Below are 24,500 nucleotides of genomic sequence, written 5' to 3' on the forward strand. Positions count from 1 at the left end.
CGTCGGCCTCGCCGCTCACCTGCCCGCCGCGGGGTGCCGGGTCCGGCGCGAGCGACGCGCGCCGGTGACCGCGGCCACGACCGCGCGCCACCCGACCAGGAACACGGCGAGGACGATCGTCGCGACGATCACGAACGACAGCGGGAGGGGGTCGCCGGAGACGTCCCCCTGACCGGTCACCACGCGGAGCAGCAGCCCGACGACGACCGTGGCCACCCAGACGACCACGCCCGTGGGCCACACGCGCATCGGCGCACGCCAGGCCCGGACGACGAGGAAGCCGACGAGCCACCCGGCGAGGAACGGGTACGCGGTCGTCCAGACGCCGGCGGCCGAGGTCGCCTCGCCGTGCGACGAACGCCCGATGGTCGCGAACGCGACGACCAGGACGACGTCGACGACCGCAGCGGTCCAGGTACGGGTGCGTGCGTGCATGCCGTCATCATCGCAGGCTGCGCAGTGGGCCGGAGCCTGAACGTCCCGGTACGTCGAGTTCACCGGGTGGCGACGTCTCCGGCACCCGTCGTTCACCCGGGGTCGCCACACTCGACCACCGTGCGGGAACGTTCCCGCACCTCCCGACCCCACGAACCAGGAGACCCCCGACGTGAAGACACGAGCCGTGCACCCCCGGTCCCTCGCCGGCATCGCGATCGCCGCCACCGCAGCCGTCGCCCTGTCCGGCTGCGTCCAGAGCGCGAACGCCTCGAGCGCCGGCGACGACGCGAGCACCGGCACCACGAACCTCACCGTGTTCATCAGCGGCGACACCAACGTCCAGGCACTCTGGGACGGGTCGCTCATCCCCGCGTTCGAGAAGGCCCACCCGAACGTCCACGTCTCGACGAGCATCGACCTGCACGGGCAGCACGACGCCCAGACCCAGGCGAACCTGGCCACCGCGGTCAAGGCGGACAAGACCGTCGCGTACGACCTGGTCGACGCCGGCTGGGTCGCCACCGTCGGCAAGGCCGGGCTCCTGTCCACGGTCAGCGCCAGCGCGATCCCCAACTTGAAGAACGTCCCCGCGGCGACGAAGCGGCAGGGCGGCGACGCCGCGATCCCGTACCGGGCGTCGAGCGTCCTGCTCGCCTACGACACGAAGAAGGTCACCGACCCGCCGAAGACCCTCGACGACCTGCTGGCGTGGATCAAGCAGCACCCGGGGGAGTTCGCGTACAACTCCCCGGCGTCGGGCGGCTCGGGCGGCGCGTTCGTCATGACGGTGCTCGCGAAGTACATGTCCGAGTCCGAGCAGGCGACGATGCAGACCTCGTACGACAAGTCGCTCGAGTCGAAGTGGGACGAGGGGTTCCAGACCCTGAAGGACCTCGGCCCGTCGACGTACCAGAAGGGCGTGTACCCGAACGGCAACGACCAGGTCCTGCAGCTCCTCGGCTCCGGGCAGATCGCCATGGCCCCGGTGTGGAGCGACCAGTTCATCACCGCGCAGAAGGCCGGCACGATCGGCAAGGACGTCGCCTTCACGCAGATCTCCGACCCGTCGTTCACCGGGAGCGCGAGCTTCCTCGGCATCCCGAAGACCGAGCCGGAGGCCAAGAAGCAGGCCGCGGAGGAACTCGCCGACTTCGTCCTGTCGTCGAAGGGGCAGCAGCTCGTCGCGAGCGCCGTCTCCGGCTACCCGGTGGTCCCGCTCGACTCGCTCCCGAAGTCGGTCGCCCAGCAGTTCGCCGACGCCGATCCGTCGACCCTCCGCCTCGGCTTCCAGAGCCAGTTCGCCGCCGACATGAACGCGGCGTGGGACGCGAAGGTCCCGCAGTGACGCAGGTGACCGACCGGGAGGCCCGTGGCGACTCCGCCACGGGCCTCCCGCCCGCCCCGTCGCCGGCTCCGACCGGACGCACCGGCACGCCGCGCCGCGCACACCAGCAGCCCGGACCGTCCCCGGAGGAGCGCCGCCGTCGGCGCCGCGCCGCCTGGACCGGGCTCGCGCTCGTCGCCGCCCCGGTGCTCGTCGTCGTGCTCTTCGTCGGCGTCCCCGTGGTGAACGCCGGACTGTTCTCGCTCGGCTCCACCGGCGGCCTCAACCAGGCGCTCGCCGACATCGGGCAGGACACCGTGCACGGGTTCTCGTTCGCGGTCTACGGCGCGCTGCTCGGCGACCCGGTCTTCCGCCGCGACCTGGTTGCGACGCTCGGCGTGACCGCGCTGTCGACCGGCCTGACGGTCGCGCTCGCGGTCGTCGTCGCGGTCGTGCTCCGGCTCCGCGGCGGTGTGGTCGGGTCGACGCTCAGCGTCCTGGCGGTCGTGCCGATCTTCGTGCCGGTCGTCATCGCGAGCTGGTCGGTGCTGACCTTCACGGACGGCCAGGGGTTCGTCAGGAGCCTCGGCGCGCAGGTCGGGCTCGACCTGCCGGTGTGGGGGTACACCCTCGTGGCGGTCGTCTTCGGCAGCGTCTGGACGAGCCTGCCGTTCGCGGTGCTCATGATCGCGGGTGCGCTGCAGGGCGTGCCCGACGCGCTCGTCGACGCGGCCCGGGACGCCGGCGCGGGGACGTGGCGGGTGGTCTTCCGGGTGCTCCTGCCGATGGCCGCGACCCCGCTCGTGATCGCGACGACCTTCACGGTGATCGGGGTCCTCGGGTCGTTCACGGTGCCGTACTTCACCGGCCCGAACGCCCCGTCGATGCTCGGTGTCGACATCGCGAAGTACTTCCAGGCCTACAACCGCCCGCAGCAGTCCACCGCGATGGCGTTCGTCGTGTTCGCCTTCGCCGCCGCGGCGAGCGTCTTCTACATCCGCTCCACCGTGCGGGCGAACGCACGGGAGCTCGCGACGAAGGGAGCATCACGATGACGCAGCACGGCGGGACGATCCGGCGCGCCACCGGGACCGCGCTCGTGTGGGCCACCGCGGCCGTGCTGGCCGTGTTCATCGCCGGCCCGCTCCTGTGGCTCGCGGCCCGCGCGTTCGCGACGAGCTGGACGTACCCGAACCTGCTGCCGGACGGGTGGACGCTGCACTGGTGGACCACCGTGTTCGACGACCCCGGGCTCGGCGTCGCGGTGCAGAACTCGCTCGTGCTCGCCCCGCTCACGGTGGCCATCGCGGCCGTGGTGTGCCTGCCGGCGGCGTGGGCGATCAGCCGGATCGACTTCCCGGGCCGGCGGGTGGTGCTCGTCGGGCTGTTCGCGACGAACGCGTTCCCGAAGATGGGCCTGTTCGTGACGATGTCCGCGATGTTCACCGCGCTCGACCTGATGAACACCGTCGCGGGGATCCTCATCGTGCACGTCCTCGGGTGCGTGGTGTTCATGACGTGGTTGCCCGCCGCCGCGTTCTCCGCCGTCCCGCGCTCCCTCGAGGAGGCCGCCCGCGACGCCGGCGCCGGCCGCTGGCGCACCTTCACGACCGTCACGCTGCCGATCGCGTGGCCGGGGATCCTGGTCGCCGTCGTGATGTCGTTCCTCGCCTCGTTCGACGAGGCCCAGGGCACGTACCTCGTCGGCGCCCCGACCTACATGACGATGCCGACCGAGATGTACTCGCTCGTCCTGAACTCGCCGCGGCAGGTCTCGGCGGTGTTCGCGATCGCGCTGAGCATCCCGTCCGTCCTGCTCATGACCCTGGCGCGGAAGCACGTCATGGGCGGCCGTCTGGCGGACGGCTTCCAGATCCGATGACCGACACGACCACCCAGAAGGGCGACCAGATGACGGACGCACCCCTGCTCACGGACCGCGCCACGCGCCTCCCGGCCGGATCCCTCGACCCCGCGCAGGACCGCAGCGCGTCCACCGGACTGTCCGTGCACGGTCTGCGGAAGACCCTCGGCGGGCGCGACGTCGTCGCCGGCATCGACCTCGACGTCGCACCGGGCGAGCTCGTCTCGCTGCTCGGGCCCTCCGGATGCGGCAAGACGACCACGCTCCGGATGGTGGCGGGGTTCCTGACGGCCGACGCCGGCGTGGTGACCATGGGTGACCGGGACGTGACGACCCTCGGGCCGGAGCGCCGGCCGAGCGCGATGGTGTTCCAGAACTACGCGCTCTGGCCGCACATGACAGTCACGCAGAACGTGGCGTTCCCGCTCCGCACCCGTCGCGTGGCGAAGGCACAGACGGCAGAGCGGGTGCGCGCCGCGCTCGAGCTGGTGGGGCTGACGCACCACGCGACCTCGAAGCCGACCGCGATCTCGGGTGGCGAGCAGCAGCGCGTCGCGCTCGCGCGCGCGGTCGTGCAGGAGCCGGACGTGCTGCTCCTCGACGAGCCGCTGTCGAACCTCGACGCGAAGCTCCGCGTCGGCGTCCGTGACGAGATCCGGCGCATCCAGCAGCGCCTCGGCATCACGACCGTGATCGTCACGCACGACCAGGACGAGGCGCTCAGCATCTCGGACCGGATCGCGGTCATGCACGACGGTCGGATCGAGCAGATCGCGACGCCCGCGGCGCTCTACGCCCGACCAGCGACGCTGTTCGTCGCCGGCTTCATCGGGTCCACGAGCACGGTGGCCGGTCGGTTCCTGACCGGGACGCCCGCGACCGTCGGTGCGGACGACACGGTGCTCGTCCGACCGGAGCAGGTGACGCTCTGCGAGGACTCGCCGCTCCGCGCGACCGTCGCGCGCGTCCTGGTGCGCGGGCACTTCGCCGAGGTCGTCCTCGCCGCGGACGACGCCGAGCTCCGGGCGTACGTGACCGGGCCGCCACCCGCGGTCGGGAGCGAGACCGGCGTGCGGCTGGGCGAGGTCCTGGTCTACCGTGCCGGCCTGCTCGCCGAGGTGGTCCGGTGACCGCCGCGCAGCGCGCGGCCGACGTGGTCGGTTCGGTCGCGTCCGCCGTGTCCGTCCCAGCGGTCGGGTCCGCCGCGTCGGACGACGTGGTCGGGTCCGCCGCGTCCGTCGCGGTGGCACCCCCTGGTCCGGCCGGGAGGCACGGTGCCCGTCCGCCACGCCTCGTCGCCCACCGCGGTGCGCCGCGGGTCCGGCGCGAGAACACGCTCCCGGCGGTCGCCGTCGCGGCGGCGCTCGGCGCGGAGACGATCGAGGTCGACGTCCGACGCACGGCGGACGGCGTCGCGGTCCTGCTGCACGACGAGACCCTCGGCCGGATGTGGGGCGACGCCCGCCGCGTCGCGGACGTCGACTGGTGCGACGTCGCCCGGCTCGGCAACGGGATCGACCGCATCCCGCGGCTCGACGCCGTGCTCGAACGGCTGGACGGCGAGTCCACCACGCTGCTCGTCGACCTGACCGACCCGGAGGACGCCGTCGTCGCCGCCCGCACGGTCGCCGGGCACGGCGGGTCGGTCCCCGTCGCCTGGTGCGGCTCGGTGCCGGCGATGGTCGCGGTGCGCTCGGTGCTCCCGGACGCCGACGTCTGGTTGGCGTGGGAGTCGCTGCTGCCGCCCAGGCCCGAGGACCTCGACGAGCTCGCACCCTCCACGCTCAACCTGGAGCTCGCGTTCCTGACGCCCGACACCGTCACCACGGCGCACGCCCTCGGCCTGCAGGTCTCGGTGTGGACCGTCGACGAGGCCGAGCCGGCCGCCTGGGCCGCCGCGCAGGGCGTCGACTCGATCACCACGAACGACGTCGGCCTGGTCCGGGCGGCGGTCGAGGCCGCCGCGCGCCGCGCACCGGACGCCGGGGACCGGGAGCCGACCGAGACCGAGGTCGCCTCGCGGGCGCAGGCGCTCGCGCACCGGTTGGCGCACGAGGTGATCGCGTTCACGCGCGAGCACCCCGTCGGCGAGGTCGCGACGAAGGCGCACGTCGCGGACCTCGTGACCGACGTCGACCGGATGGTCGAGCAGTTCGTCCGCTCCCGGGTCCGCAGCGCGTTCCCGACGCACGGCTTCACGGGCGAGGAGTACGGCGCGTCCCCCGGCGACCGCCACCGCTGGTACCTGGACCCCGTCGACGGCACGACGAACCTGGTCAACGGCGTGCCGTGGACCGCGATGTCGCTGTGCCTGGTCCGGGGCGGACGTCCGCTCGTCGGGGTCGTCGCCGACCCCTGGCGCGGCGAGGTCCTCGAGGCCCGGCGGGGGCGCGGCGCGGTGCTCCGGGAGCGCCCGCTCCGGCTCGACGACGTCCCGCGCTCCCTCGCCGGGGCCGTCGTGGGCACCGAGCTGGACGGTCACCGGCCGTGGCCGGGCTTCGAGGCGTTCCTGCGCGCCCTCGCCGACCGGTCGTGCACGCTGCGGGTCCAGGGCTCGGGCACGATGACGATCGCCCAGGTCGCCGCGGGTCGGGGCGTCGGGGGCTGCGTCGGTGCGTTCTCGCCGGTCGACCACGGTGCCGCGGTGCTGCTCGTGCACGAGGCCGGTGGCGTCGTGCTCACACAGGGTGGTCCCGTCGACGGGTTCCCGCCCGAGGGGGAGCCGTTCCTCGTCGCCCACCCGGGCGCCGCGGACGAGCTGCACGCGGTGTGGACGGCGGCGCTCGCCGCGGGGTCGGCGGCGGGTCGGGGCGCGTCGAGCTGAGCGGGCGAGGGCTCTCGGCCGACTCTGTGCGTGCGTACAGTCAGCGGTCGTCGCCGCTCCCTAGGGTGGCAGTCCACGGCACGTCCCGACCGGGCCGTCCCGCACCGAAGGAGCATCGCCATGGGATTCCTCGACCGTCTGCTCGGCCGTCCCGACCGGGACCGCCAGACGCCGGACCAGTGGGGGCAGCCGCAGGCCGGACAGCCGCAGTGGGGGCAGCCGCAGTGGGGGCAGCAGCAGTGGGGGCAGCCGCAGCAGCCCGCGCAGCAGCAGGGGTACCGGTACGGGCAGCAGTCCTACCAGGTCCCGCCGCAGCAGCCGGACGCCGGGGGAGCGGGCGGGACCGCCGAGGACGAGCGGGCCGTCGAACGGTACCGCTACCTCCTCCGCACGGCACCGCCGGAGCGCATCGAGGAGGTCCACGCTGAGGCGTTCGCCACCCTGTCGCCCGAGCAGCGCCGGATGGTCTACGACGAGTTCACCCGGTCGGCGCCCGCCGGCGAGGCCCCGCGCGGGGACGACCCCCGTTCCCTGGCCCAGGCGGCGACGCGGTCCGAGATCCGGCAGCCCGGGTTCATGGAGCGGTCGCTCGGCGGGATGGGCGGCGGTGCCGGCGCGATGGGCCAGCGCGGCGGTCCCTCGTTCGGGAGGATGATCGGTGCCTCGATCCTCGGCACGGTCGCCGGCTACGTCATCGGTTCGGCGATCATGAGCGCCTTCCTGCCGGACGCGGGATCGTTCGACGGCGGTACCGATGCTGCGGGTGACGGTGGTCCGGAGGACACTGGTGCCGAGAACACGTCGTACGACGACGGTGGCGGCTCCGACTTCGGGGGCGGCGGCGGCTTCGACGACTTCGGTGGCGACATGGGCGGCGGATTCGACGTCTGACGCCGAGGCCACCGACCCTCCGACACCGAGCATGTCCGACGAAGGAGCGGCATGGCAATCATCGAGGCCTCCGGGCTGACCAAGACGTACCGGTCGAAGTCCGGCCCCGTGCACGCCCTGGCCGGGCTCGACCTGTCCGTGCCCGAGGGGACCGTTACGGCGCTCCTCGGGCCGAACGGCGCGGGCAAGACCACGACGGTGAAGGTGCTGACCACCCTGGTCACACCCGACTCCGGCACCGCGACGATCGACGGCGTCGACGTCGTGGCCGACCCGCAGGCCACCCGGCGCTCGATCGGCGTGTCCGGGCAGTACGCGGCGGTCGACGAGAACCTGACCGGGTTCGAGAACCTCGAGATGATCGGCCGGCTCTACCACCTCGGTCGCCGGACGGCGCGGCAGCGGGCGCGTGAGCTCATCGAGGTGTTCGACCTGTCCGAGGCCGGGGACCGCCCCGTCAAGGGCTTCTCCGGCGGCATGCGACGGCGCATCGACCTCGCGGGTGCGCTCGTGATGAACCCGCGGGTGCTGTTCCTGGACGAGCCGACCACCGGCCTCGACCCGCGTAGCCGCCTGGCGCTCTGGGGCATCATCGAGGGTCTCGTGTCGGACGGCGCGACCGTGCTGCTCACCACGCAGTACCTGGAGGAGGCCGACCAGCTCGCCGACGACATCGCCGTGATCGACGACGGCACGGTGATCGCCGAGGGCACCGCGGACGAGCTCAAGGCCCAGGTCGGCGGCCACCGCGTGGTCGTCACGCTCGTCGACCCGGCCGACGCGGACGCAGTCCACACCGTCCTGCAGCGGTACGGGGTCGGCGCGGTCGAGACCTCCGGCGACCGCCGGACCTCGGGCATCGCGGTCGAGGCCGGTCCGGCCGCCCTCCAGCGGGTGCTCGCCGACCTCGGCGCCGCCGGGATCGAGCTGCACGACGCGGGCATGCGGCGCCCGACCCTCGACGACGTGTTCCTCCGGCTCACCGGCCACGCCGCGACGGCGGACGAGGCGGCGGCGACCGGCGGGGCGGGGCCGCGACGATCCTCCCGGCGGGGTCGCGGTGACCACGGCACGACGTCGGCCGACACGGCGGACCAGGCCTCGGAGCGTGTCCGGTGACCGCCGTCGGCACGGCGTCCGGACGCCAGCTGCCCGTCGTCGTCACGTCGCCCGTCGCGGTCTGGTTCGAGGACGGCTGGACCGTCACGAAGCGGAACCTCGTGAAGATCAAGCGGTCCCCGGACATGCTCGTGTTCGCGGTCCTGCAGCCGATCATGTTCGTGCTGCTCTTCAGCCAGGTCTACGGCGGCGCGATCCAGGTGCGGGGGACGGACTACACGCAGTTCCTGATGGCGGGGATCTTCGCCCAGACCGTCGTGTTCGGGGCGACGTTCTCCGGGTCCGCGATGGCGCAGGACCTGAAGGAGGGGCTGATCGACCGCTTCCGGACGCTGCCGATGTCGGCCTCGGCCGTGCTGGTCGGGCGGACGAACTCGGACCTCGTGCTCAACGGGATCTCGATGGTGATCATGATGGCCACCGGCCTCGCCGTCGGGTGGCGGGTGCAGTCCGCGCCGCACGAGTTCCTCGCCGGGGTCGGGCTGCTGCTGCTCTTCAGCTACGCGTTCAGCTGGGTGATGGCCCTGCTCGGGATGAGCGTGAAGACCCCGGAGGTCATCAACAACGCCTCGTTCATGATCCTGTTCCCGCTGACGTTCATCTCGAACGCGTTCGTGCCGAGCGAGACGATGCCGCTCGTCCTGCGCGTGTTCGCGGAGTGGAACCCGGTGTCGTCCCTCGTGCAGGCCGCGCGTGAGCTGTTCGGGAACGTCGGGACGGCGCCCGTGCCGGACGTCTGGACGATGCAGCACCCGGTGCTCACCGTGCTCGTCGGGATCGCCGTGATGCTCGCGGTCTTCGTGCCGTGGGCGGTGGACAAGTACACCCGGATCAGCGCGAAGTAGACCCGTGCTCCCGCGGACCACCGGGACCGCTTACCATCGTCTCTCGTGACAGCGACCGATGCCGAGCGCGCCGCCCAGCGCGACGCCACCGAGCAGGCCCCCGACCGGAGCACCAGGCTTCGTCGCTGGATGCTGCACGGAGCCGACCAGGGGGCCTCGCACCAGGGACCGCACCAGGTCGAGGTCGAGAAGACCCACCCGTGGTGGCGGGTCATGTGCCTGACCGGCGTCGACTACTTCTCGACGCTCGGCTACCAGCCGGCCATCGCGGCCCTCGCCGCCGGGCTGCTGTCCCCGATCGCCACGATCGTGCTCGTCCTCGTGACCCTGTTCGGTGCACTCCCGGTGTACCGCCGGGTCGCGCAGGACAGCTTCAAGGGTGCCGGCTCGATCATGATGCTCGAGAAGCTCCTGCCCTGGTGGGCGGGGAAGCTCTTCGTGCTCGTGCTGCTCGGCTTCGCGGTGACGGACTTCATGATCACCATGACGCTGTCGGCCGCCGACGCGACGGCGCACATCGCCGAGAACCCCTTCACGCCGCACTGGTTCACCGACATCCCGGTGCCCCTGACGCTCGCGCTCCTCCTGCTGCTCGGCGTCGTGTTCCTCCGCGGCTTCAAGGAGGCGATCGGCATCGCCGTCGGGCTCGTCGCCGTGTACCTGACGCTCAACGCCGTCGTCGTGGGGGTCGCGCTCTGGCACGTGTTCGAGCGTCCCGTCGTGGTCGACGACTGGTGGACCGGCCTCACCACGCAGCACAGCAACCCCCTCGTGATGATCGGCATCGCGCTCGTGGTGTTCCCGAAGCTCGCACTCGGCCTGTCCGGCTTCGAGACCGGCGTCGCGGTCATGCCGCAGGTCCGCGGCGACGCGGCCGACGGCACGAGCGCACGCCCCGAGGGCCGCATCCGGGGGACGCGTCGCCTGCTCACCACCGCGGCGATCATCATGAGCTCGTTCCTCATCACGTCGTCGATCGCGACGACGTTCCTCATCCCGCAGCGCGAGTTCCAGCCCGGTGGCCAGGCGAACGGGCGTGCCCTGGCGTTCCTGGCGCACGAGTACCTCGGGAACGTCTTCGGCTCGGTGTACGACTTCTCGACGGTCGCGATCCTGTGGTTCGCGGGTGCGAGCGCGATGGCGGGCCTGCTCAACCTGGTGCCCCGGTTCCTGCCCCGCTACGGGATGGCGCCGCAGTGGGCCCGTGCCACGCGTCCGCTCGTGATCATCTTCACGCTCATCGCCTTCGCCATCACGATCCTGTTCGAGGCGAACGTCGACGCGCAGGGCGGGGCGTACGCGACCGGTGTCCTCGTGCTCATCACGAGCGCCGCCTTCGCGGTGACGCTGTCCGCGCGCAGGAAGCAGCAGCGGAAGCGCGTGGTCGCCTTCGGGGTCATCACCGTCGCGTTCGTCTACACGACCGTCGCGAACATCATCGAACGGCCGGACGGCGTCCGGATCGCCGCCGTGTTCATCGTCGCGATCGTGGTCGTCTCGCTGGTCTCCCGCGTCCGCCGGTCGTTCGAGCTCCGGGCGTCGTCGATCGAGCTCGACGCCGTCGCCCGGCAGTTCATCGAGGCCGACGCCGACCAGTTCAGCGCCGTGTGCATCATCGCGAACGAGCCGGGTGCCGGCACCGCTGCCGCGTACCAGGCGAAGGGACGCGAGGAACGACGCGACTCCGGCATCCCCGCCCGCGTGCCGACGATGTTCCTCGAGGTGCTGCCCGCCGACTCGTCGGACTTCGAGGAGGACCTGCTCGTCGAGGGCCACGTCGTGCACGGGCACCGCGTGCTCAAGGTGCGCTCGGGCAACGTGCCGAACACGATCGCGTCGACGCTGCTCGCGATCCGGGACATCGCCGGGGTCGTGCCCGGCATCTACTTCGAGTGGAACGAGGGCAACCCGATCCGGAACGCGATCCGGTTCGTCTTCACGGGCGTCGGTGACGTCGCCCCGGTCACGCGAGAGGTCCTCCGCGAAGCCGAACCGGACGTGAACCGGCGGCCGACCGTCCACGTGTCGTGACCGACGGGGCGGACGTGCACCGCGCCTCCCGGCCGCTCGGCGGGTCCGTGGCGGTGCTCGTCGCCGCCACGGTGTGGGGCACGACCGGCACCGCGACGCACTTCGCCCCCGGGGTCCCGGCGTTCGTGTTCGGGGCCGTCACGTTCGGGCTCGGCGGACTCCTGCTCGCCGCGACCACCGGTCGCCCGGCGGTCCGCGCCCTCGGCCGGGCGGGGACCCGCGGCTGGGTGCTGCTCGGCGCCGCGTCGCTCGTCGTCTACGCGGTGGCCTTCTACGCCGCGCTCGCCGACGCGGGGGTCGCGCTCGGCACCACGGTCGCGATCGGGTCGTCGCCGGTGTTCGCCGGGCTGGTCGACTGGGTCGCCGACCGTCGGCGCGTGACCGGCAGGTGGGTCCTGGCGACCGTGGTGAGCGTCGCCGGCATGGTGCTCGTGACGCTCGCACGCTCCGAGGCCGCGGGCTCCGGGGCGCTGCCGGTGGGGCTCGGGAGTTCGCTGCTCGCCGGGCTGACGTACGCGACGTACTCGTGGGCGGTCGCGCGCGGGATGCACGCGGCCACGCGGACCGTGCCCGTGCCGGTCCCTGCGCCGGAGCCGGCGCGCGGACCGGGCGTCGGTGACGCGCGCGGCGTCCTGGGTGCGGTGTTCGGGCTCGCAGCGCTGCCGCTGGTCGGCCTCGCCCTGGTCGCCGGTCGGGACGCGCTCGTGATCGGGGTGAACTGGCCGGTGTTCCTCTACCTGGCGCTCGTGCCGACGGTGCTCGGGCACTCCCTGTACGCCGTCGGACTCCGGAGCGTCAGCGCCTCGGTCGCGACGCTGCTGTCCCTGTTCGAGCCGGTCGTCGCCGCGGTGCTCGCCGTGCTCGTCGTCGGGGAGCACCTCGGCATGCTCGGATGGGTGGGCATCGCCCTCGTGGTCGGCGGCCTGGCGCTGCTCGCGCTGCCGGGTGGACGCCCGGCAGCGCGGGAGCGATCGATCCGCGTCAGTTCCCGGTGATCTGGTCGCGCACCTTGCGCCGGAGCACCTTGCCGATCATCGAGCGCGGCAGGTCCTCGACCACGACGATCCGTCGCGGCACCTTGTAGGCGGCGAGCTGGTCGCGGGACCACGCGCGGAGCGCCTCGGCGTCGAACGTCCCCGGGTCCTTCGGCACGACGGCAGCGACGACCTGCTCGTTGCCGCCCTGCGTGATGCCGACGACCGCGACCTCGCGCACGCTCGGGTGCTTGAGCAGGGCGTCCTCGACCTCGGACGGCGACACGTTGAAGCCGCCGGTGATGATGAGTTCCTTGAGCCGGTCGACGATGCTGACGAAGCCGTCGGCGTCGATCGACACCACGTCACCGGTGCGGAACCAGCCGTCCGGGGTGAAGACCTCGTCGGTCGCCTCGGCCTTGCCCCAGTACCCGCGGAACACCTGCGGGCCCTTCACCTGGAGCTCGCCGGCCTCGCCCGTGCCCAGCACCTTCGTCGGGTCGTCCGGGTCGACCACACGCGCCTCGGTCGACGAGAGCGGGAGACCGATCGCGCCGAGTCGCCGCTCCGGGGAGACCGGGTTCGCCATCAGCACGGGGGAGCACTCGGACAGGCCGTAGCCCTCGACGAGGTACCCGCCGGTGCGGGCCTCCCACGGCTCGACGACGTCCTGCGACAGCGGCATCGCGCCGGAGATGCCGATCTCGATGCCCTGCAGCGACACCTTTGCCGAGTCGGCGGCGTGCTGCAGGCGCGTGTAGATCGGCGGCACGGCGGGCAGGAACGTCGGCGGGTGCTTCTTCATCGCCTTGAGGACGAGGGCCGGGTCGAACGCCGGGAAGAGCACCAGGCGCGAGGCCATGCTCATCGCGAAGGTCAGGCAGAGCGTCAGGCCGTAGGCGTGGAACATCGGCAGCACTGCGTACACGGTGTTGTCGCCGCGGCGGATCTGCGGCACCCATGCACGGGACTGCGCGGCGTTCGCGAGCAGGTTCCGGTGGCTGAGGACCGCGCCCTTCGGCACCCCGGTGGTGCCGGACGTGTACTGGATGAGGGCGACGTCGCTCGTCGCCGGACGCGGGTGTCGCTTCGACAGCTTCCGCGTCGACACCAGGTCGTCCCACTTCGTCGTGCCGCGCACGTTCGTGGTCAGCTTCGCGCGGGACTCCCGCGCCTTCGCGACCGGCAGCGCCAGGGCGAGGCGCGTCGTGCGGGGCATCGCACGGGTCAGGTCGACCGAGACGATCGCGTCCACGGCGACGTCGGCGGGGAAGTCCTGCAGCGTGGCGACCGACTTGTCCCACGCGATCGCGACCTTCGCGCCGTGGTCCTCGAACTGGTGCCGGAGCTCGCGGGCCGTGTAGAGCGGGTTGTGCTCGACGACGATCGCGCCGAGCCGGAGCACCGCGTAGAACGCCACGACGTGCTGCGGGCAGTTCGGCAGCACGATGGCCACCCGGTCGCCCGCCGTGACGCCGAGCTTCCGCAGCCCGTTCGCGGCGCGCAGGATCTGCTCCTGCAGGTCCGCGTAGGTGGTGGTCCGGCCGAAGAACTCGAGCGCCACCTTCCCCGGGAACCGTGCCGCGGACTGCTCCACGATGTCGGCGAGGGAGCCCGTGGGCTCCTCGATGTCGTGCGGGACCCCCGGGGCGTACGAGGCAAGCCAGGGACGAGGCGTGTCGATGCTCACCCGGCCAACCTACCGGCGGGGTGCTGCCGACTGTCAGGGGCACGACGGACGATGGGTGCATGCCTTCCGTGTCCGACGCGTTCCGCACCCGCCTCAACGACACCTTCACCAACGGCGCCACCGAACGACCCGAGTGGATCGACGCCCTCGAGCAGGGCTCCGACGCCGGCTTCTTCGGGCCGGGCTCCGCCACCTGGGCCGTGCACGGCGGCAACCACACCGTGCTCGCGGGCGTCCGCGCGCTCCTCGTGCAGGCGCTGCACCCCGGCGCCCTCGCCGGCGTCGCCGACCACTCCCGCTACCGCGAGGACCCGTTCGGACGGCTCGCCGGCACCATCCGCTGGATCTACACGGTCTCGCACGGCGACACCGAACAGGCCACGCACGCCAGCCAGTGGGTGCGGAAGCTGCACGAGCGGGTGGTCGGCGAGTACGTCGACGGGCACGGGGTCACCCGGCCGTACGCCGCGAACGACCCGGACCTGGCCCGCTGGGTGCACCTCGCGTTCACCGACGCGTTCCTCCGCAGCGCGCAGGTCTGGGGAGCGCCGATCCCCGGCGGAGCCGACGCCTACGTCCGCGAGTGGGCGATCGCCGGACGCCTCATGGGCGTCGACGACGCGCCCGAGTCCGAGTCCGAGCTCCGCGCGCAGATGAACGGGTACCTCGACCGCGGCGAGCTCAAGGCCGACGCCCGCACGCACGACGTGGTCCGGTTCATCAAGGACCCGCCGCTCGCGCGGCTGCTGCGTCCCGGTTACCGTGCGCTGTTCGACGGGGCGGTCCTGTCGCTCGACCCGCGGCACCGCTCGATGCTCGGCCTGCGGACGCCGGCCGTCGGCCCGGTGGCCCTGCCCGTCCGTCAGGTCGCGGGCGTGGTGCTCGACGGGATCGGCGCGGTGCTCGGCAACACCCCCGGATCGGAGCGCGCAGCGCTCGTCCGCATCGCCCGCCTGCAGGGCGCGTCCGACGCGACCGACTGACGGACCGGAGGCACGGTGCCAGCCGACACCGTGCCTCCTGTCCGTCCCCCGGTGCGTCAGAAACCGGACGGCACCCGCGGGGTGTAGGCGGACTCGAGTCGCGACACCTCGTCCGGGGTGAGCTCGATCGCGGTCGCGGCGACCGCGTCGTCGATGTGGTGCTCCTTCGTCGCGCCGATGATCGGTGCGCTGACCGCGGGCTTCCCGGCGACCCACGCGAGGGCGATCTGCGCCATGCTCGCGCCGCGCGCCTCGGCGACCTGCTGCACCGCGTCGACGATCGCGCGGTTCGCGGCCTCGTCCTGGCGGTAGAGCGTCTTGCCGAACTCGTCGGTGTCCGCGCGGCTGCCGGAGCCCTGCGCGTCCCAGGGGCGGGTGACGCGACCGCGGGCGAGCGGGCTCCACGGGATCACGCCGACACCTGTCGCCTGCGCGAACGGGTGCATCTCGCGCTCCTCCTCGCGCTCGAGCAGGTTGTACTGGTCCTGCATGCTGACGAACCTCGTCCAGCCGTTGCGCTCCGCGACGTGCTGCATCTGCGCGAACTGCCACGTCCACATGCTGCTCGCGCCGAGGTAGCGCGCCTTGCCGGCCTTGACGACGTCGTGGAGCGCCTCCATCGTCTCCTCGATCGGCGTGTGCGGGTCGAAGCGGTGGATCTGGTACAGGTCCACGTAGTCCGTGCCGAGGCGGGTGAGCGAGGCGTCGATCTCGTGCATGATCGCGGCGCGGGACAGCCCGGCGCCGTTCGGGCCGGGGCGCATGCGGTTGAAGACCTTGGTGAAGACCTGGACCTCCTCGCGCGGAGCGATCTCCTTGAGGAGCGTGCCGGTGATCTCCTCGCTCGAGCCCGCGGAGTACACGTTGGCGGTGTCGAACGCGGTGATGCCGGCCTCGTACGCGCGGCGGACGAAGGGCCTGGCGTCGTCGATGTCGACGCTCCACGGGTGCGCGCCCTGGTCCGGCCGGCCGTACGACATCATGCCGAGGACGACCCCGCTGATCTCCAGGCCGGAGGCCCCGAGGCGCGTGGTCGGCACGCGGGTGCTCGGGGCGCTGGGGCCCGGGTTGCCGGGGCCCGGGTCCCCGTTCGCGTTCGTCGAGCGGGCGGTGTGTGCTGTGTTCTGGTCGGGCTGGTCGCTCGTTCCGCCCGCTCGGCGCGAACGGGCGGAATCCGCTGCGTCCAGGTCGTCGTGGTCGTCCGTTTCGCCCGCTCGACTCGACCGGGCAGAAGCTGCATCACTCATGCGTTCACCCTGGCATCGCGCCCTGTGACGGCGAGCAGGCGGACCTGCAGCGGAGCGTCGTCGTCGACGTCGACCGGGGCGGCGTAGAGGCCGGTCGCGGCGAGGTCCTCGATCTGCGGCTCGAAGTACTCCCACACCGCGCGGACGAGATCGTCGGGGAGCGTCTCGTCCGAACCCGTCGCCCGTGCCAGGTCCCAGGTGTGGATGGCGATGTCGCTCGTCTGCTCGGTGAGGTACTGCCGCGCGCTCACGACGTCGGTACTCAGGTGTACCTGGACGTCAGCGGGCGAATTCCGCCAGGCCTCGGTCGCGTTCGCCGCGTACTTCGCCCACTCGGCGGGCAGGTCGGCGCCGATCGGCTCGAGGTCGGCCTCGGCCTGCGCGTAGTCGCACCCGGTCAGGAGCTTCGGGATCCACCGCTGCTCGTCGATCACGTGGGCGACGAGGTCCCGGGTCGTCCACTCGGAGTCGGGGGTGGGGGCGTCCCAGTCGGTGACGGCGTCGACGCGGCGGCCGAACTCGGCTGCCGCGAGGGCCTGCAGCGCGATCCAGTCGGTGGCCATGATGGTGCTCCTGTTCGTCGGGAGGGGTCGTGGGTGGTCGACGTCTGTCCGGTCCTGGTGGAACGGCCGGCGTGAGCGGGCGATTCCCGTCGTTCATCGGTCACGGTACGCCGGGGTCGGCGGGCGAGATGGGGTCTGGTGAGCGGGCGGGCTCGGGCGAGCGGGCGGAATCGGCGGGGTTGGTGGTCGCTGCGGCGCACATCTCGCCCGCTCGCGCTCGGCTGCTCGCGCTCGGCTGCTCGCGCTCGGCTGCTCGTGTTCGTGCCCGACGACGCCGATGCCGACGGCCACGCCACGCCAGGCCGGCGCCGGTGCCCGGGAACGCCGAACGGCCCGGCTCCGTGGGGGAGGAGCCGGGCCGTTCGCCGGGTACTGCAGGTGTTCGGTGCCCTGGTCAGCCGCTGAGCGTCACGCGGACGAACAGCAGCCGGACGGGGTCGAGGGTGCTCAGGCCGCCTGGAGGACGAACTGCACGTCGAGGTTGATGGTGACGTCGTTGCCGAGCGTGAAGCCACCGGCCTCGAGCGCAGCGTTCCAGTTCACGCCGAACTCGGTGCGGTCGATCTTGGTCGTTGCCTCGGCGCCGAGCTTGACCTGGCCGTAGCCGTCGGTGGTGACGCCGCCGAACTCCGTCTTCAGGGTGACGTTCTTGGTGACGCCACGGAGAGAGAGCTCGCCGTCGATCAGCAGGTCGTCGCCGTCCTCGCGGATGCCGGTCGACTTGAAGGTCATCTGCGGGTGCTCCTCGGCGAGGAAGAAGTCGCCGGTCGCGAGGTGCTGGTCGCGCTGCTGCTGCTTGGTGTTGACGCTGGCGACGTCGATCGAGGCCTCGAGCGTCGAGTCGAGGGGGTTCTCCGCCGTGACGAGCGTGGCGTCGAAGCGCTCGAACGAGCCCTTGACCTTGCTGATCGCGAGGTGGCGGACGGAGAAGGTCACCTCGGAGTGCGTGGGGTCGATCTTCCAGGTGCCGGTCTGGTAGCCGGGGATGGCGGAGGCGGTGAGCGTCATGGTGACTCCTTCGAAGCGTTGGTCTGCGGTTCCCGAACAGCACACACTTTTACATGCGCCTGCATCGAACCCGATGGTAGCCCATTCTGCACCCGTTTGGTTGAAGCGTCAACCAATGTTCACGAGACGGACGTGAGCCGCTGCCACGGACGTGAGTCGTGCCTCCCGTCCGAACCCGTCCGCAGGAGGCGAGCCACCCGCCGGACGAACTCGTCGACCAGCGGGCCGACGTCGTCGGCGGTCGCTCGTACCAGCCACCAGTCGACGTCCTTCAGGCGTTCTCCGCGGGTGAGGTCCTTCCGGAAGGTGCGGGCGTCGGTGCGGTGCAGGTCGCTCTCGTACTCGATGGCGACGCGTGCCTCCGGGTAGGCGAGGTCGACACACGCGACCCAGCGGCCGTGCTCGACGACGTCGTGGTTCCGGAGCGGTTCTGGGAGCCCTCGCCGGACGAGTGCGAGTCGGAGTCGGGTCTCGCCGGGACTCCGCGACCCGACCCGGACGAGTTCGAGGGCTGCCCTCGCGCGCCGGGTGCCCCGCGCGCCGCGGTGTCTGCGCAGGGCTCGCCGGAGCTCGTCGACGGTGCACCAGTTCAGCCAGCCGACCAGTGCGTCGCCGACGACGACGAGCTCGTCGACCGTCAGGGCGGTGGCGAGCATCACGAAGGTGTCCTCGGGAGCGACGAGGGCGGCGGTGCCCGAGTGCACCACTCGGATGCGCCCCTGCCTGGTGCGGTGGCCGATCGTCCCGCGAACCCGCAGCGCCTGGTCCGTCCCGATGGTCGTGACGTGCACGCGTCGGTCGCGTTCGAGCCGCACGGGCAGCGGGACGCCCAGCAGGTGGGCGGCGGTCGCATGGCTGAACGCCTGATCGCGGCGCAGTCGTGGTGCGACGGCGCGTGCGAGCTCGTCGTGCGAGCGGGGTGCTGTCCAACTCCGCGTCCCGTGGAACGGTCGGACGAGGCGGCGGGAGCGCAGGACGGCTTGCGAGACGCCGCGGTGCAGGGCCTCACGGACGCGGAACGGTCGCGTCCGGAGGGAGTGCGGGAAGTGCGCTGCGAAGTCCATGCCGGCAGCGTCGCCGAGCTGACCGGACCGTGGGCGGTCCGAGCGGTCGACTGTGGATGGTCGGCCCGCGAGGATGGCTGTGGAGGGACGGGAGCGAGGGGCTGGAGCGGGAGCGGGCGGGCGTGGCGCGAGCGGCACGCGAGCGGGCGGATACGACGTAGGACGGGAGGCGCGGGGCGCGTGTTCCTCCCGCTCGCGTCCCAGGCACCCCACCACACCCCGCCCCGCCCCGCCGCACCCCGCCCCGCCCGCGCCAACCAGGTACTCGCGCGGCCCCTCACCCCGGCCCGGGCCCCGGTAGCGTCGGGACCATGAAATTCAGGTACCTGGGCAACTCCGGACTCAAGATCTCCGAGATCACCTACGGCAACTGGCTGACGCACGGCTCGCAGGTCGAGAACGACGTCGCGACCCAGTGCGTCCGCGCCGCCCTCGAGGCCGGCATCACCACGTTCGACACCGCCGACACGTACGCCAACACCGCCGCCGAAACCGTCCTCGGCGAAGCGCTGAAGAGCGAGCGTCGCCAGTCGCTCGAGATCTTCACGAAGGTCTACTGGCCGACCGGGCCGAAGGGGCACAACGACGTCGGCCTCTCGCGCAAGCACATCATGGAGTCGATCGACGGGTCGCTCCAGCGGCTGCAGACCGACTACGTCGACCTGTACCAGGCGCACCGCTACGACCACGAGACGCCGCTCGAGGAGACCATGCAGGCCTTCGCCGACGTCGTCCGCCAGGGCAAGGCGCTCTACATCGGCGTCAGCGAGTGGAACGCCGAGCAGATCCGCGCCGGCGCCGCGCTCGCGAAGGAGCTCGGCTTCCAGCTCATCTCGAACCAGCCCCAGTACTCGATGCTGTGGCGGGTCATCGAGGGCGAGGTCGTCCCGGCCTCGAAGCAGCTCGGCCTCAGCCAGATCGTCTGGTCGCCGATCGCCCAGGGCGTCCTGACCGGCAAGTACAAGCCGGGTCAGCCGGCGCCGGCCGGGTCCCGCGCGACCGACGAGAAGGGCGGCGCGGACATGATCAAGCGGTTCATGCGCGACGAGGTCCTCGAGGCGGTGCAGCGCCTGCAGCCGGTCGCCGACCAGGCCGGCCTCACCCTGGCGCAGCTCGCGATCGCGTGGACGCTCCAGAACGAGAACGTCGCGAGCGCGATCGTCGGCGCCTCCCGTCCGGAGCAGGTCACCGACAACGTCAAGGCTGCGGGCGTGACGCTCGACGCCGAAGCGCTCGCCGCGATCGACGCGGCGCTCGGGGACATCCCGGAGCGCGACGCGAGCAGGACGGTCAGCCCGGAGCGGCGTCCCGCCTGACGCGACCACCCCACGGACGGGAGGCGCGGTGCCAGCCGGCACCGCGCCTCCCGTCCGTCGTTCAGCCAGTATCCAGCATCGGCGACCGTCCAGATGGACGGTCGATGTGGGCCCTGATCAGCCGAAACACTGACGGATGTTCACTGATGAACAGCAGGTGTCGGGGAACTGGCAGGGTCCTGGCAGAACCTGTACCCCACCCAAACCGCCCCGACGCGTGCCCCCGAAGAGGGGGCATGACCCGAACCGACACCCCCGTTCTGGTGCCATGCGGCACCGGGTCGGTGCCGACCTTCGCTGCACGTGCCGCCCACCCAGCGGCGCCCGCCGGCCCTGCGGCGACCGCGGATGCACCGACGGTCGCCTCCCGCCTGCGTGCGGGGGCGACCCAACTCGCCTCGTTCGGCGCCATCGGCGCCGTCTGCTTCCTCATCGACCTCGGCGTCTACAACTTGCTGCGCGCGACCGTCCTGTCAGACGGTCCGATCGCGGCAAAGATCCTCTCCGCCGTCGTCGCCACCGTGTTCGCGTGGCAGGCGAACCGCTCCATCACGTTCCGCTCGCAGCGGCAGGTCGGCGGGAAGGAGACCCTCCGCGAGGGGTTCCTCTTCGCCGTCACGAACGTCCTCGGCCTCGGCATCGCCGCGGCCTGCCTGTTCGTCTCGCACTACGTCCTCGGCTTCACCTCGACCCTCGCCGACAACGTCGCCGGCAACGGGGTGGGTCTCGTGCTCGGCACCGCGTTCCGGTTCGCCGCGTACAAGGCCCTCGTCTTCCGTTCCACCGACGCCCACGCGAAGGAGCACCTCGCATGACCATCGCCACCACCCTGCTCACGGCCGCCGCGCCGCTGTTGCAGCCCGGCCAGGGAAACGACCCGGCCGGGGACGTCCCGAACCGTGGCACGACCGACGTCCCGACGGGAGGCTCGGGGCAGGGCACGCAGGTCGCCTGGTCGCTGGGTGAGACGATCGGCTACTCGGCGCTCGTCGCCGTCTCCGTGCTGCTCACGGTGATCGCGCTCGCCACCCTGTGGTGGATGCTGCACGCATGGCGGTCGCGGGACGCCCTGAAGTCGACGAGCTTCAGCCAGACACCGTTGCCCGCGGCGCACCGCTTCACGCTGCTCGTGCCTGGTCGGCACGAGCAGGACGTGATGGGCCAGACGCTCGACATGCTCGCGACGCAGGACCATCCCGACTTCGAGATCATCGCGATCGTCGGCGAGGACGACCCGGAGACCGACGCCGTCGTCCGGGCCGCTGCTGCACGTCACCCGTCGCTCATCAAGGTCGTCGTCGACGACACAGCGCCGAAGAACAAGCCGAAGGCGATGAACCTCGCGCTGCAGTACGCCACGGGAGACATCGTGGGTGTCTTCGACGCCGAGGACGAGGTCTACCCGCGCCTGCTCAGCCTGGTCGACTCCCGCTTCCAGGAGACCGGGGCCGACGTCGTGCAGGGCGGCGTTCAGCTGATGAACTTCCGGTCGAGCTGGTGGGCGCTCCGCAACGTGCTCGAGTACTACTTCTGGTTCCGCTCGCGTCTGCACTTCCACGCGGGCTCGAAGTTCATCCCGCTCGGTGGCAACACCGTGTTCGTGACCAAGGAACGCCTCGAGTGGTCGAACGGTTGGGACGCGCACTGCCTCGCCGAGGACTGCGAGCTGGGCGTGCGGCTGTCCGCCGACGGCGCGAAGGTCGTCGTCGCCTACAGCCCCGAAGCCGTCACCCGGGAGGAGACCCCGCCCACGTTCGCGTCCCTGCTCAAGCAGCGGACCCGGTGGAACCAGGGCTTCCTCCAAGTGCTCGGGAAGGGGGAGTGGAAGAAGCTGCCCTCGTTCCGTCAGCGCTTCTTCGCCCGCTACATGCTGACGATGCCGTTCATCCAGGCCGCGACCGGGCTGCTCATCCCGCTGAGCGCCCTGATGATCCTGTTCGTCAAGGTACCGACGGCGATCGCACTCATCACGTTCATCCCCGTGGCGCCGACGCTGATGCTGCTGGCCGTCGAGGTCGTCGGGCTCAACGAGTTCGGCCGCATCTACCGGGAGAAGGTGCGTGTCCGCGACTACGTGTACCTCGTCCTCGGACTCGTTCCCTACCAGGTGTTCCTCGCCGCAGCTGCGGTCCGGGCGGTCGTCCGGCACGTCAAGGGCCAGAACGGCTGGGAGAAGACCGAGCACACCGGCCAGCACCGCACGGGTGGCGCGCAGCCGGAGGTCGTCGGGTTCGCGAACGCCGTGACCACCGATGCCGAGCCCCGCGAACTCGCCGGCACGACCGCAGGAGGTGCCCGATGAGCGCCAGCATCACCCACACCACCGGGATCCCGGTCCGTGGCGCCGAGACGTTCTCCGGCGTCCGCGGCTGGTTCCGGGTCCACGCAGCCAGCCTCGGCTGGCTCGTGCCGGTCCTCGCCGTCACCGTCGTGGTGCAGGCGTGGAACATGTCCGGCACGCCGCAGCGCATCGACGACGAGGGCACGTACACGGCGCAGGCCTGGGCGATCGGGCACCTCGGTGAACTCACCCACTACACGTACTGGTACGACCACCCGCCGCTCGGGTGGATCCAGATCGCCGGGTACACCGCGTTGACGGGCGCCTTCGCCCGCTACCCCTTCGCCGTCGAGGCCGGCCGCGAGGCGATGGTGTTCTTCGCCGCCGTCTCGAGCCTCCTGCTCTTCGTCCTCGCTCGCCGACTCGGCGCTGGTCGGGCGACCGCGGCCGCGGCCGGGCTCGTGTTCGCGCTCTCCCCGCTCGCCCTGCAGTACCACCGCACGGTCTACATCGACAACGTGGCGACGCCGTGGCTCCTCGCCGCGTTCATCCTCGTGCTCAGCCGGCGTCAGCAGCTCGCCGGGTTCGCCGGGGCGGCTGCCTGTCTTGGCGTGGCAGTGCTCTCGAAGGAGACGTACCTGCTCGCGCTGCCGTTCCTCGTGTGGATCGCCGTGCGGCGGGCCGACCGCAGCACACGTCGGTACACGCTGAGCGTGGCCGGTGCGGTCCTGGTCGTGATCGGTGGCGGGTACCTGTTGCTCGCCGCGGTCAAGGGCGAACTCCTGCCCGGCAGCGGCCGGGTGAGCCTCCTCCAGGGCATCACCTACCAGCTCGGATCCCGCGCCGCGTCCGGCTCCGTCTTCGACGCGGGGAGCCTGGCGAACCAGGCGGCGTCCCAGTGGTGGGCGCTCGACCCCGTGTTCATCGTGCTCGGCACGGTCGCGGCGGTCGTCGGGCTCTTCCTGCGCCGGGTCCGACCGATCGCGGCGATGCTCGTCTTCCTGCTCGCGATGATGTTCCGTCCGAACGGGTACCTGCCGGTGCCCTACGTCATCATGCTCGTCCCGTTCGCGGCGCTGCTCGTGGCCTACACGGCCGAGCGGGCTGTCCTCGCCCTGGCCGGTCGGACGCGCCGCAACGCACGGACGCGCGTCCGTTGGTTCGCCCGCCGGAGCCTCGGTGCCACGTGGGCCGTCGTCACCGCCGCTGCACTCGTGGTGGCCGTGCCTCTCTGGGGCACGCAGCTCCGCGGCTTCCTCGTCGCGGACCTCGACCTGCCGATGCAGCAGGCCGAGCAGTGGGTCGGCGACAACGTGCCGAAGTCCTCGCGCCTGCTCGTGGACGACGCCATGTGGGTCGACCTGGTGCGCGACGGCTTCGCCAGGAACAACGTGGTCTGGTACTACAAGCTCGACACCGACGCCGCCGTCCAGCGCCAGTCGCCGAACGGCTGGAAGGACTCGGACTACGTCGTCACGACCGACTCGATGCGCACCGGTGGCAACTCGTCCCGGGACGTCTCGCTCGCGATCCAGAACTCGACGAGCGTCGCGAGCTTCGGCACCGGCGACCAGCGCGTGGACGTCCGACGCATCCACGCAGCGGGGACGACCGCCGCGGACGAGGCCATCACCGCCGCCACGAACGGGCGGAAGACGATGGGCACCGAGCTGGCGCAGAACCCGGCGCTCCGTGCCGACGCCGGCACGAGGTCCCAGTTCCGCGCCGGTCAGGTCGACTCCCGGGCGATGCTCGCCCTCGGGCAGGTGCTCGCCGACCAGGACGTCCGCGTCGACCGTTTCACGGCACTGACCGGCGAGGAGGGGCAGCCCTTCCGTCGGATGGTCCTGCACATCGACGGGGACGCCGGCGCGGTCCGCGCGGCAGCCACCTTCGCCGCTATGAGTGACGGGATCCGCCCGGCCGACATCGAGCGCGACGGGGACCGGGTGGTCGTGACCTACGCACCCGCCGACCCCACGACGACGCCGACCAGCGCGTCCTGACGTCGGGGCCGCCCGCTCGTGGCCGCGAGCGG

The 24,500-nt window shown here is 71.9% G+C and carries 21 protein-coding genes; 15 read left to right on the forward strand and 6 right to left on the reverse strand.

From position 1 onward, the window contains the following. Positions 1-15: 15 nt before the first annotated feature. Positions 16-435, reverse strand: a complete 420-nt coding sequence (locus tag LQK89_RS04725; RefSeq protein WP_231050343.1) for a DUF3054 domain-containing protein — start codon at positions 433-435, stop codon at positions 16-18. A gap of 172 nt (positions 436-607) precedes the next feature. Between LQK89_RS04725 and LQK89_RS04730 the strand changes: the two genes are divergently transcribed. The 10 genes from LQK89_RS04730 to LQK89_RS04775 all read left to right on the forward strand — a co-directional run bounded on the left by LQK89_RS04730 (position 608) and on the right by LQK89_RS04775 (position 12,331). After that, positions 608-1,783, forward strand: a complete 1,176-nt coding sequence (locus tag LQK89_RS04730; protein ID WP_231050344.1) for an extracellular solute-binding protein — start codon at positions 608-610, stop codon at positions 1,781-1,783. Beyond that, positions 1,780-2,817 (forward strand): ABC transporter permease, encoded by a 1,038-nt coding sequence (locus LQK89_RS04735; protein ID WP_231050345.1) that lies wholly within the window; start codon positions 1,780-1,782, stop codon positions 2,815-2,817. The genes LQK89_RS04730 and LQK89_RS04735 overlap by 4 nt, the downstream gene beginning before the upstream one ends. Next, positions 2,814-3,644: an ABC transporter permease gene (locus tag LQK89_RS04740; RefSeq protein WP_058742253.1), complete on the forward strand. Its 831-nt coding sequence runs from the start codon at positions 2,814-2,816 to the stop codon at positions 3,642-3,644. Before LQK89_RS04735 ends, LQK89_RS04740 begins: the two co-directional genes overlap by 4 nt. Next, positions 3,641-4,756, forward strand: a complete 1,116-nt coding sequence (locus LQK89_RS04745; protein WP_175324877.1) for an ABC transporter ATP-binding protein — start codon at positions 3,641-3,643, stop codon at positions 4,754-4,756. Before LQK89_RS04740 ends, LQK89_RS04745 begins: the two co-directional genes overlap by 4 nt. Next, positions 4,753-6,450 (forward strand): inositol monophosphatase family protein, encoded by a 1,698-nt coding sequence (locus LQK89_RS04750; protein ID WP_231050346.1) that lies wholly within the window; start codon positions 4,753-4,755, stop codon positions 6,448-6,450. Before LQK89_RS04745 ends, LQK89_RS04750 begins: the two co-directional genes overlap by 4 nt. Before the next feature lie 120 nt (positions 6,451-6,570). Then, complete coding sequence (locus LQK89_RS04755; protein WP_231050347.1) at positions 6,571-7,341, forward strand: hypothetical protein; 771 nt, start codon at positions 6,571-6,573, stop codon at positions 7,339-7,341. A gap of 51 nt (positions 7,342-7,392) precedes the next feature. Further along, positions 7,393-8,460 (forward strand): ATP-binding cassette domain-containing protein, encoded by a 1,068-nt coding sequence (locus LQK89_RS04760; protein WP_231050348.1) that lies wholly within the window; start codon positions 7,393-7,395, stop codon positions 8,458-8,460. Beyond that, a complete protein-coding gene (locus LQK89_RS04765) occupies positions 8,457-9,305 on the forward strand; it encodes an ABC transporter permease (protein WP_217483555.1) in 849 nt (282 codons plus the stop codon). Before LQK89_RS04760 ends, LQK89_RS04765 begins: the two co-directional genes overlap by 4 nt. Before the next feature lie 129 nt (positions 9,306-9,434). Next, positions 9,435-11,336, forward strand: a complete 1,902-nt coding sequence (locus tag LQK89_RS04770; protein ID WP_217507578.1) for an amino acid transporter — start codon at positions 9,435-9,437, stop codon at positions 11,334-11,336. Beyond that, on the forward strand, positions 11,333-12,331 hold the full coding sequence (locus LQK89_RS04775; RefSeq protein ID WP_231050349.1) for a DMT family transporter: 999 nt from the start codon (positions 11,333-11,335) through the stop codon (positions 12,329-12,331). Before LQK89_RS04770 ends, LQK89_RS04775 begins: the two co-directional genes overlap by 4 nt. On the opposite strand, the gene LQK89_RS04780 is transcribed toward LQK89_RS04775, so the two are convergent. Further along, positions 12,318-14,000 carry a long-chain-fatty-acid--CoA ligase gene (locus tag LQK89_RS04780; RefSeq protein WP_174778656.1) on the reverse strand — a complete coding sequence of 561 codons (1,683 nt, stop codon included), beginning with the start codon at positions 13,998-14,000 and terminating at the stop codon, positions 12,318-12,320. The two genes, LQK89_RS04775 and LQK89_RS04780, sit on opposite strands and share 14 nt — an antisense overlap. 59 nt (positions 14,001-14,059) lie before the next feature. Here LQK89_RS04780 and LQK89_RS04785 point away from each other — a divergent pair, with 59 nt between their 5' ends. After that, positions 14,060-14,983: an oxygenase MpaB family protein gene (locus LQK89_RS04785; protein WP_058743199.1), complete on the forward strand. Its 924-nt coding sequence runs from the start codon at positions 14,060-14,062 to the stop codon at positions 14,981-14,983. A gap of 56 nt (positions 14,984-15,039) precedes the next feature. Here LQK89_RS04785 and LQK89_RS04790 read toward each other — a convergent pair whose 3' ends face one another. The 4 genes from LQK89_RS04790 to LQK89_RS04805 all read right to left on the reverse strand — a co-directional run bounded on the left by LQK89_RS04790 (position 15,040) and on the right by LQK89_RS04805 (position 18,865). Then, entirely contained in the window at positions 15,040-16,023 is a 984-nt protein-coding gene (locus LQK89_RS04790; protein WP_144802289.1) for an aldo/keto reductase, read from the reverse strand. 203 nt (positions 16,024-16,226) lie between these two features. Then, complete coding sequence (locus LQK89_RS04795) at positions 16,227-16,793, reverse strand: TIGR03086 family metal-binding protein (RefSeq protein WP_231050350.1); 567 nt, start codon at positions 16,791-16,793, stop codon at positions 16,227-16,229. Positions 16,794-17,240: 447 nt separating this feature from the next. Continuing rightward, positions 17,241-17,801 (reverse strand): YceI family protein, encoded by a 561-nt coding sequence (locus tag LQK89_RS04800; protein ID WP_174778654.1) that lies wholly within the window; start codon positions 17,799-17,801, stop codon positions 17,241-17,243. Between the two features lie 119 nt (positions 17,802-17,920). Beyond that, positions 17,921-18,865, reverse strand: coding sequence for a hypothetical protein (locus LQK89_RS04805; protein ID WP_175324883.1), 945 nt, complete (start codon positions 18,863-18,865; stop codon positions 17,921-17,923). A gap of 311 nt (positions 18,866-19,176) precedes the next feature. Between LQK89_RS04805 and LQK89_RS04810 the strand changes: the two genes are divergently transcribed. The 4 genes from LQK89_RS04810 (at position 19,177) to LQK89_RS04825 (ending at position 24,468) form a co-directional block, all read left to right on the forward strand. After that, a complete protein-coding gene (locus tag LQK89_RS04810; RefSeq protein ID WP_231050351.1) occupies positions 19,177-20,181 on the forward strand; it encodes an aldo/keto reductase family protein in 1,005 nt (334 codons plus the stop codon). 236 nt (positions 20,182-20,417) lie between these two features. Further along, positions 20,418-20,996: a GtrA family protein gene (locus LQK89_RS04815; RefSeq protein ID WP_231050352.1), complete on the forward strand. Its 579-nt coding sequence runs from the start codon at positions 20,418-20,420 to the stop codon at positions 20,994-20,996. Continuing rightward, the gene (locus LQK89_RS04820; protein WP_231050353.1) at positions 20,993-22,483 is read left to right on the forward strand and encodes a glycosyltransferase; all 1,491 of its coding nucleotides are present in this window, start codon (positions 20,993-20,995) and stop codon (positions 22,481-22,483) included. The genes LQK89_RS04815 and LQK89_RS04820 overlap by 4 nt, the downstream gene beginning before the upstream one ends. Continuing rightward, the gene (locus LQK89_RS04825; protein ID WP_231050354.1) at positions 22,480-24,468 is read left to right on the forward strand and encodes an ArnT family glycosyltransferase; all 1,989 of its coding nucleotides are present in this window, start codon (positions 22,480-22,482) and stop codon (positions 24,466-24,468) included. Before LQK89_RS04820 ends, LQK89_RS04825 begins: the two co-directional genes overlap by 4 nt. Positions 24,469-24,500 lie beyond the last annotated feature (32 nt).

The organism is Curtobacterium sp. C1 (genome assembly GCF_021049325.1).
GTDB lineage: Bacteria > Actinomycetota > Actinomycetes > Actinomycetales > Microbacteriaceae > Curtobacterium > Curtobacterium citreum.

Bases quoted from the DNA above. Each gene is read 5' to 3' on its own strand.
- LQK89_RS04770 (WP_217507578.1), top strand. From the start codon at position 9,435: ATGCTGCACGGAGCCGACCAGGGGGCCTCGCACCAGGGACCGCACCAG.
- LQK89_RS04755 (WP_231050347.1), top strand. From the start codon at position 6,571: ATGGGATTCCTCGACCGTCTGCTCGGCCGTCCCGACCGGGACCGCCAG.
- LQK89_RS04745 (WP_175324877.1), top strand. From the start codon at position 3,641: ATGACCGACACGACCACCCAGAAGGGCGACCAGATGACGGACGCACCC.
- LQK89_RS04810 (WP_231050351.1), top strand. From the start codon at position 19,177: ATGAAATTCAGGTACCTGGGCAACTCCGGACTCAAGATCTCCGAGATC.
- LQK89_RS04825 (WP_231050354.1), top strand. From the start codon at position 22,480: ATGAGCGCCAGCATCACCCACACCACCGGGATCCCGGTCCGTGGCGCC.
- LQK89_RS04725 (WP_231050343.1), bottom strand. From the start codon at position 435: ATGCACGCACGCACCCGTACCTGGACCGCTGCGGTCGTCGACGTCGTC.
- LQK89_RS04740 (WP_058742253.1), top strand. From the start codon at position 2,814: ATGACGCAGCACGGCGGGACGATCCGGCGCGCCACCGGGACCGCGCTC.
- LQK89_RS04795 (WP_231050350.1), bottom strand. From the start codon at position 16,793: ATGGCCACCGACTGGATCGCGCTGCAGGCCCTCGCGGCAGCCGAGTTC.
- LQK89_RS04805 (WP_175324883.1), bottom strand. From the start codon at position 18,865: ATGGACTTCGCAGCGCACTTCCCGCACTCCCTCCGGACGCGACCGTTC.
- LQK89_RS04815 (WP_231050352.1), top strand. From the start codon at position 20,418: ATGACCCGAACCGACACCCCCGTTCTGGTGCCATGCGGCACCGGGTCG.
- LQK89_RS04785 (WP_058743199.1), top strand. From the start codon at position 14,060: ATGCCTTCCGTGTCCGACGCGTTCCGCACCCGCCTCAACGACACCTTC.
- LQK89_RS04800 (WP_174778654.1), bottom strand. From the start codon at position 17,801: ATGACGCTCACCGCCTCCGCCATCCCCGGCTACCAGACCGGCACCTGG.
- LQK89_RS04820 (WP_231050353.1), top strand. From the start codon at position 20,993: ATGACCATCGCCACCACCCTGCTCACGGCCGCCGCGCCGCTGTTGCAG.
- LQK89_RS04760 (WP_231050348.1), top strand. From the start codon at position 7,393: ATGGCAATCATCGAGGCCTCCGGGCTGACCAAGACGTACCGGTCGAAG.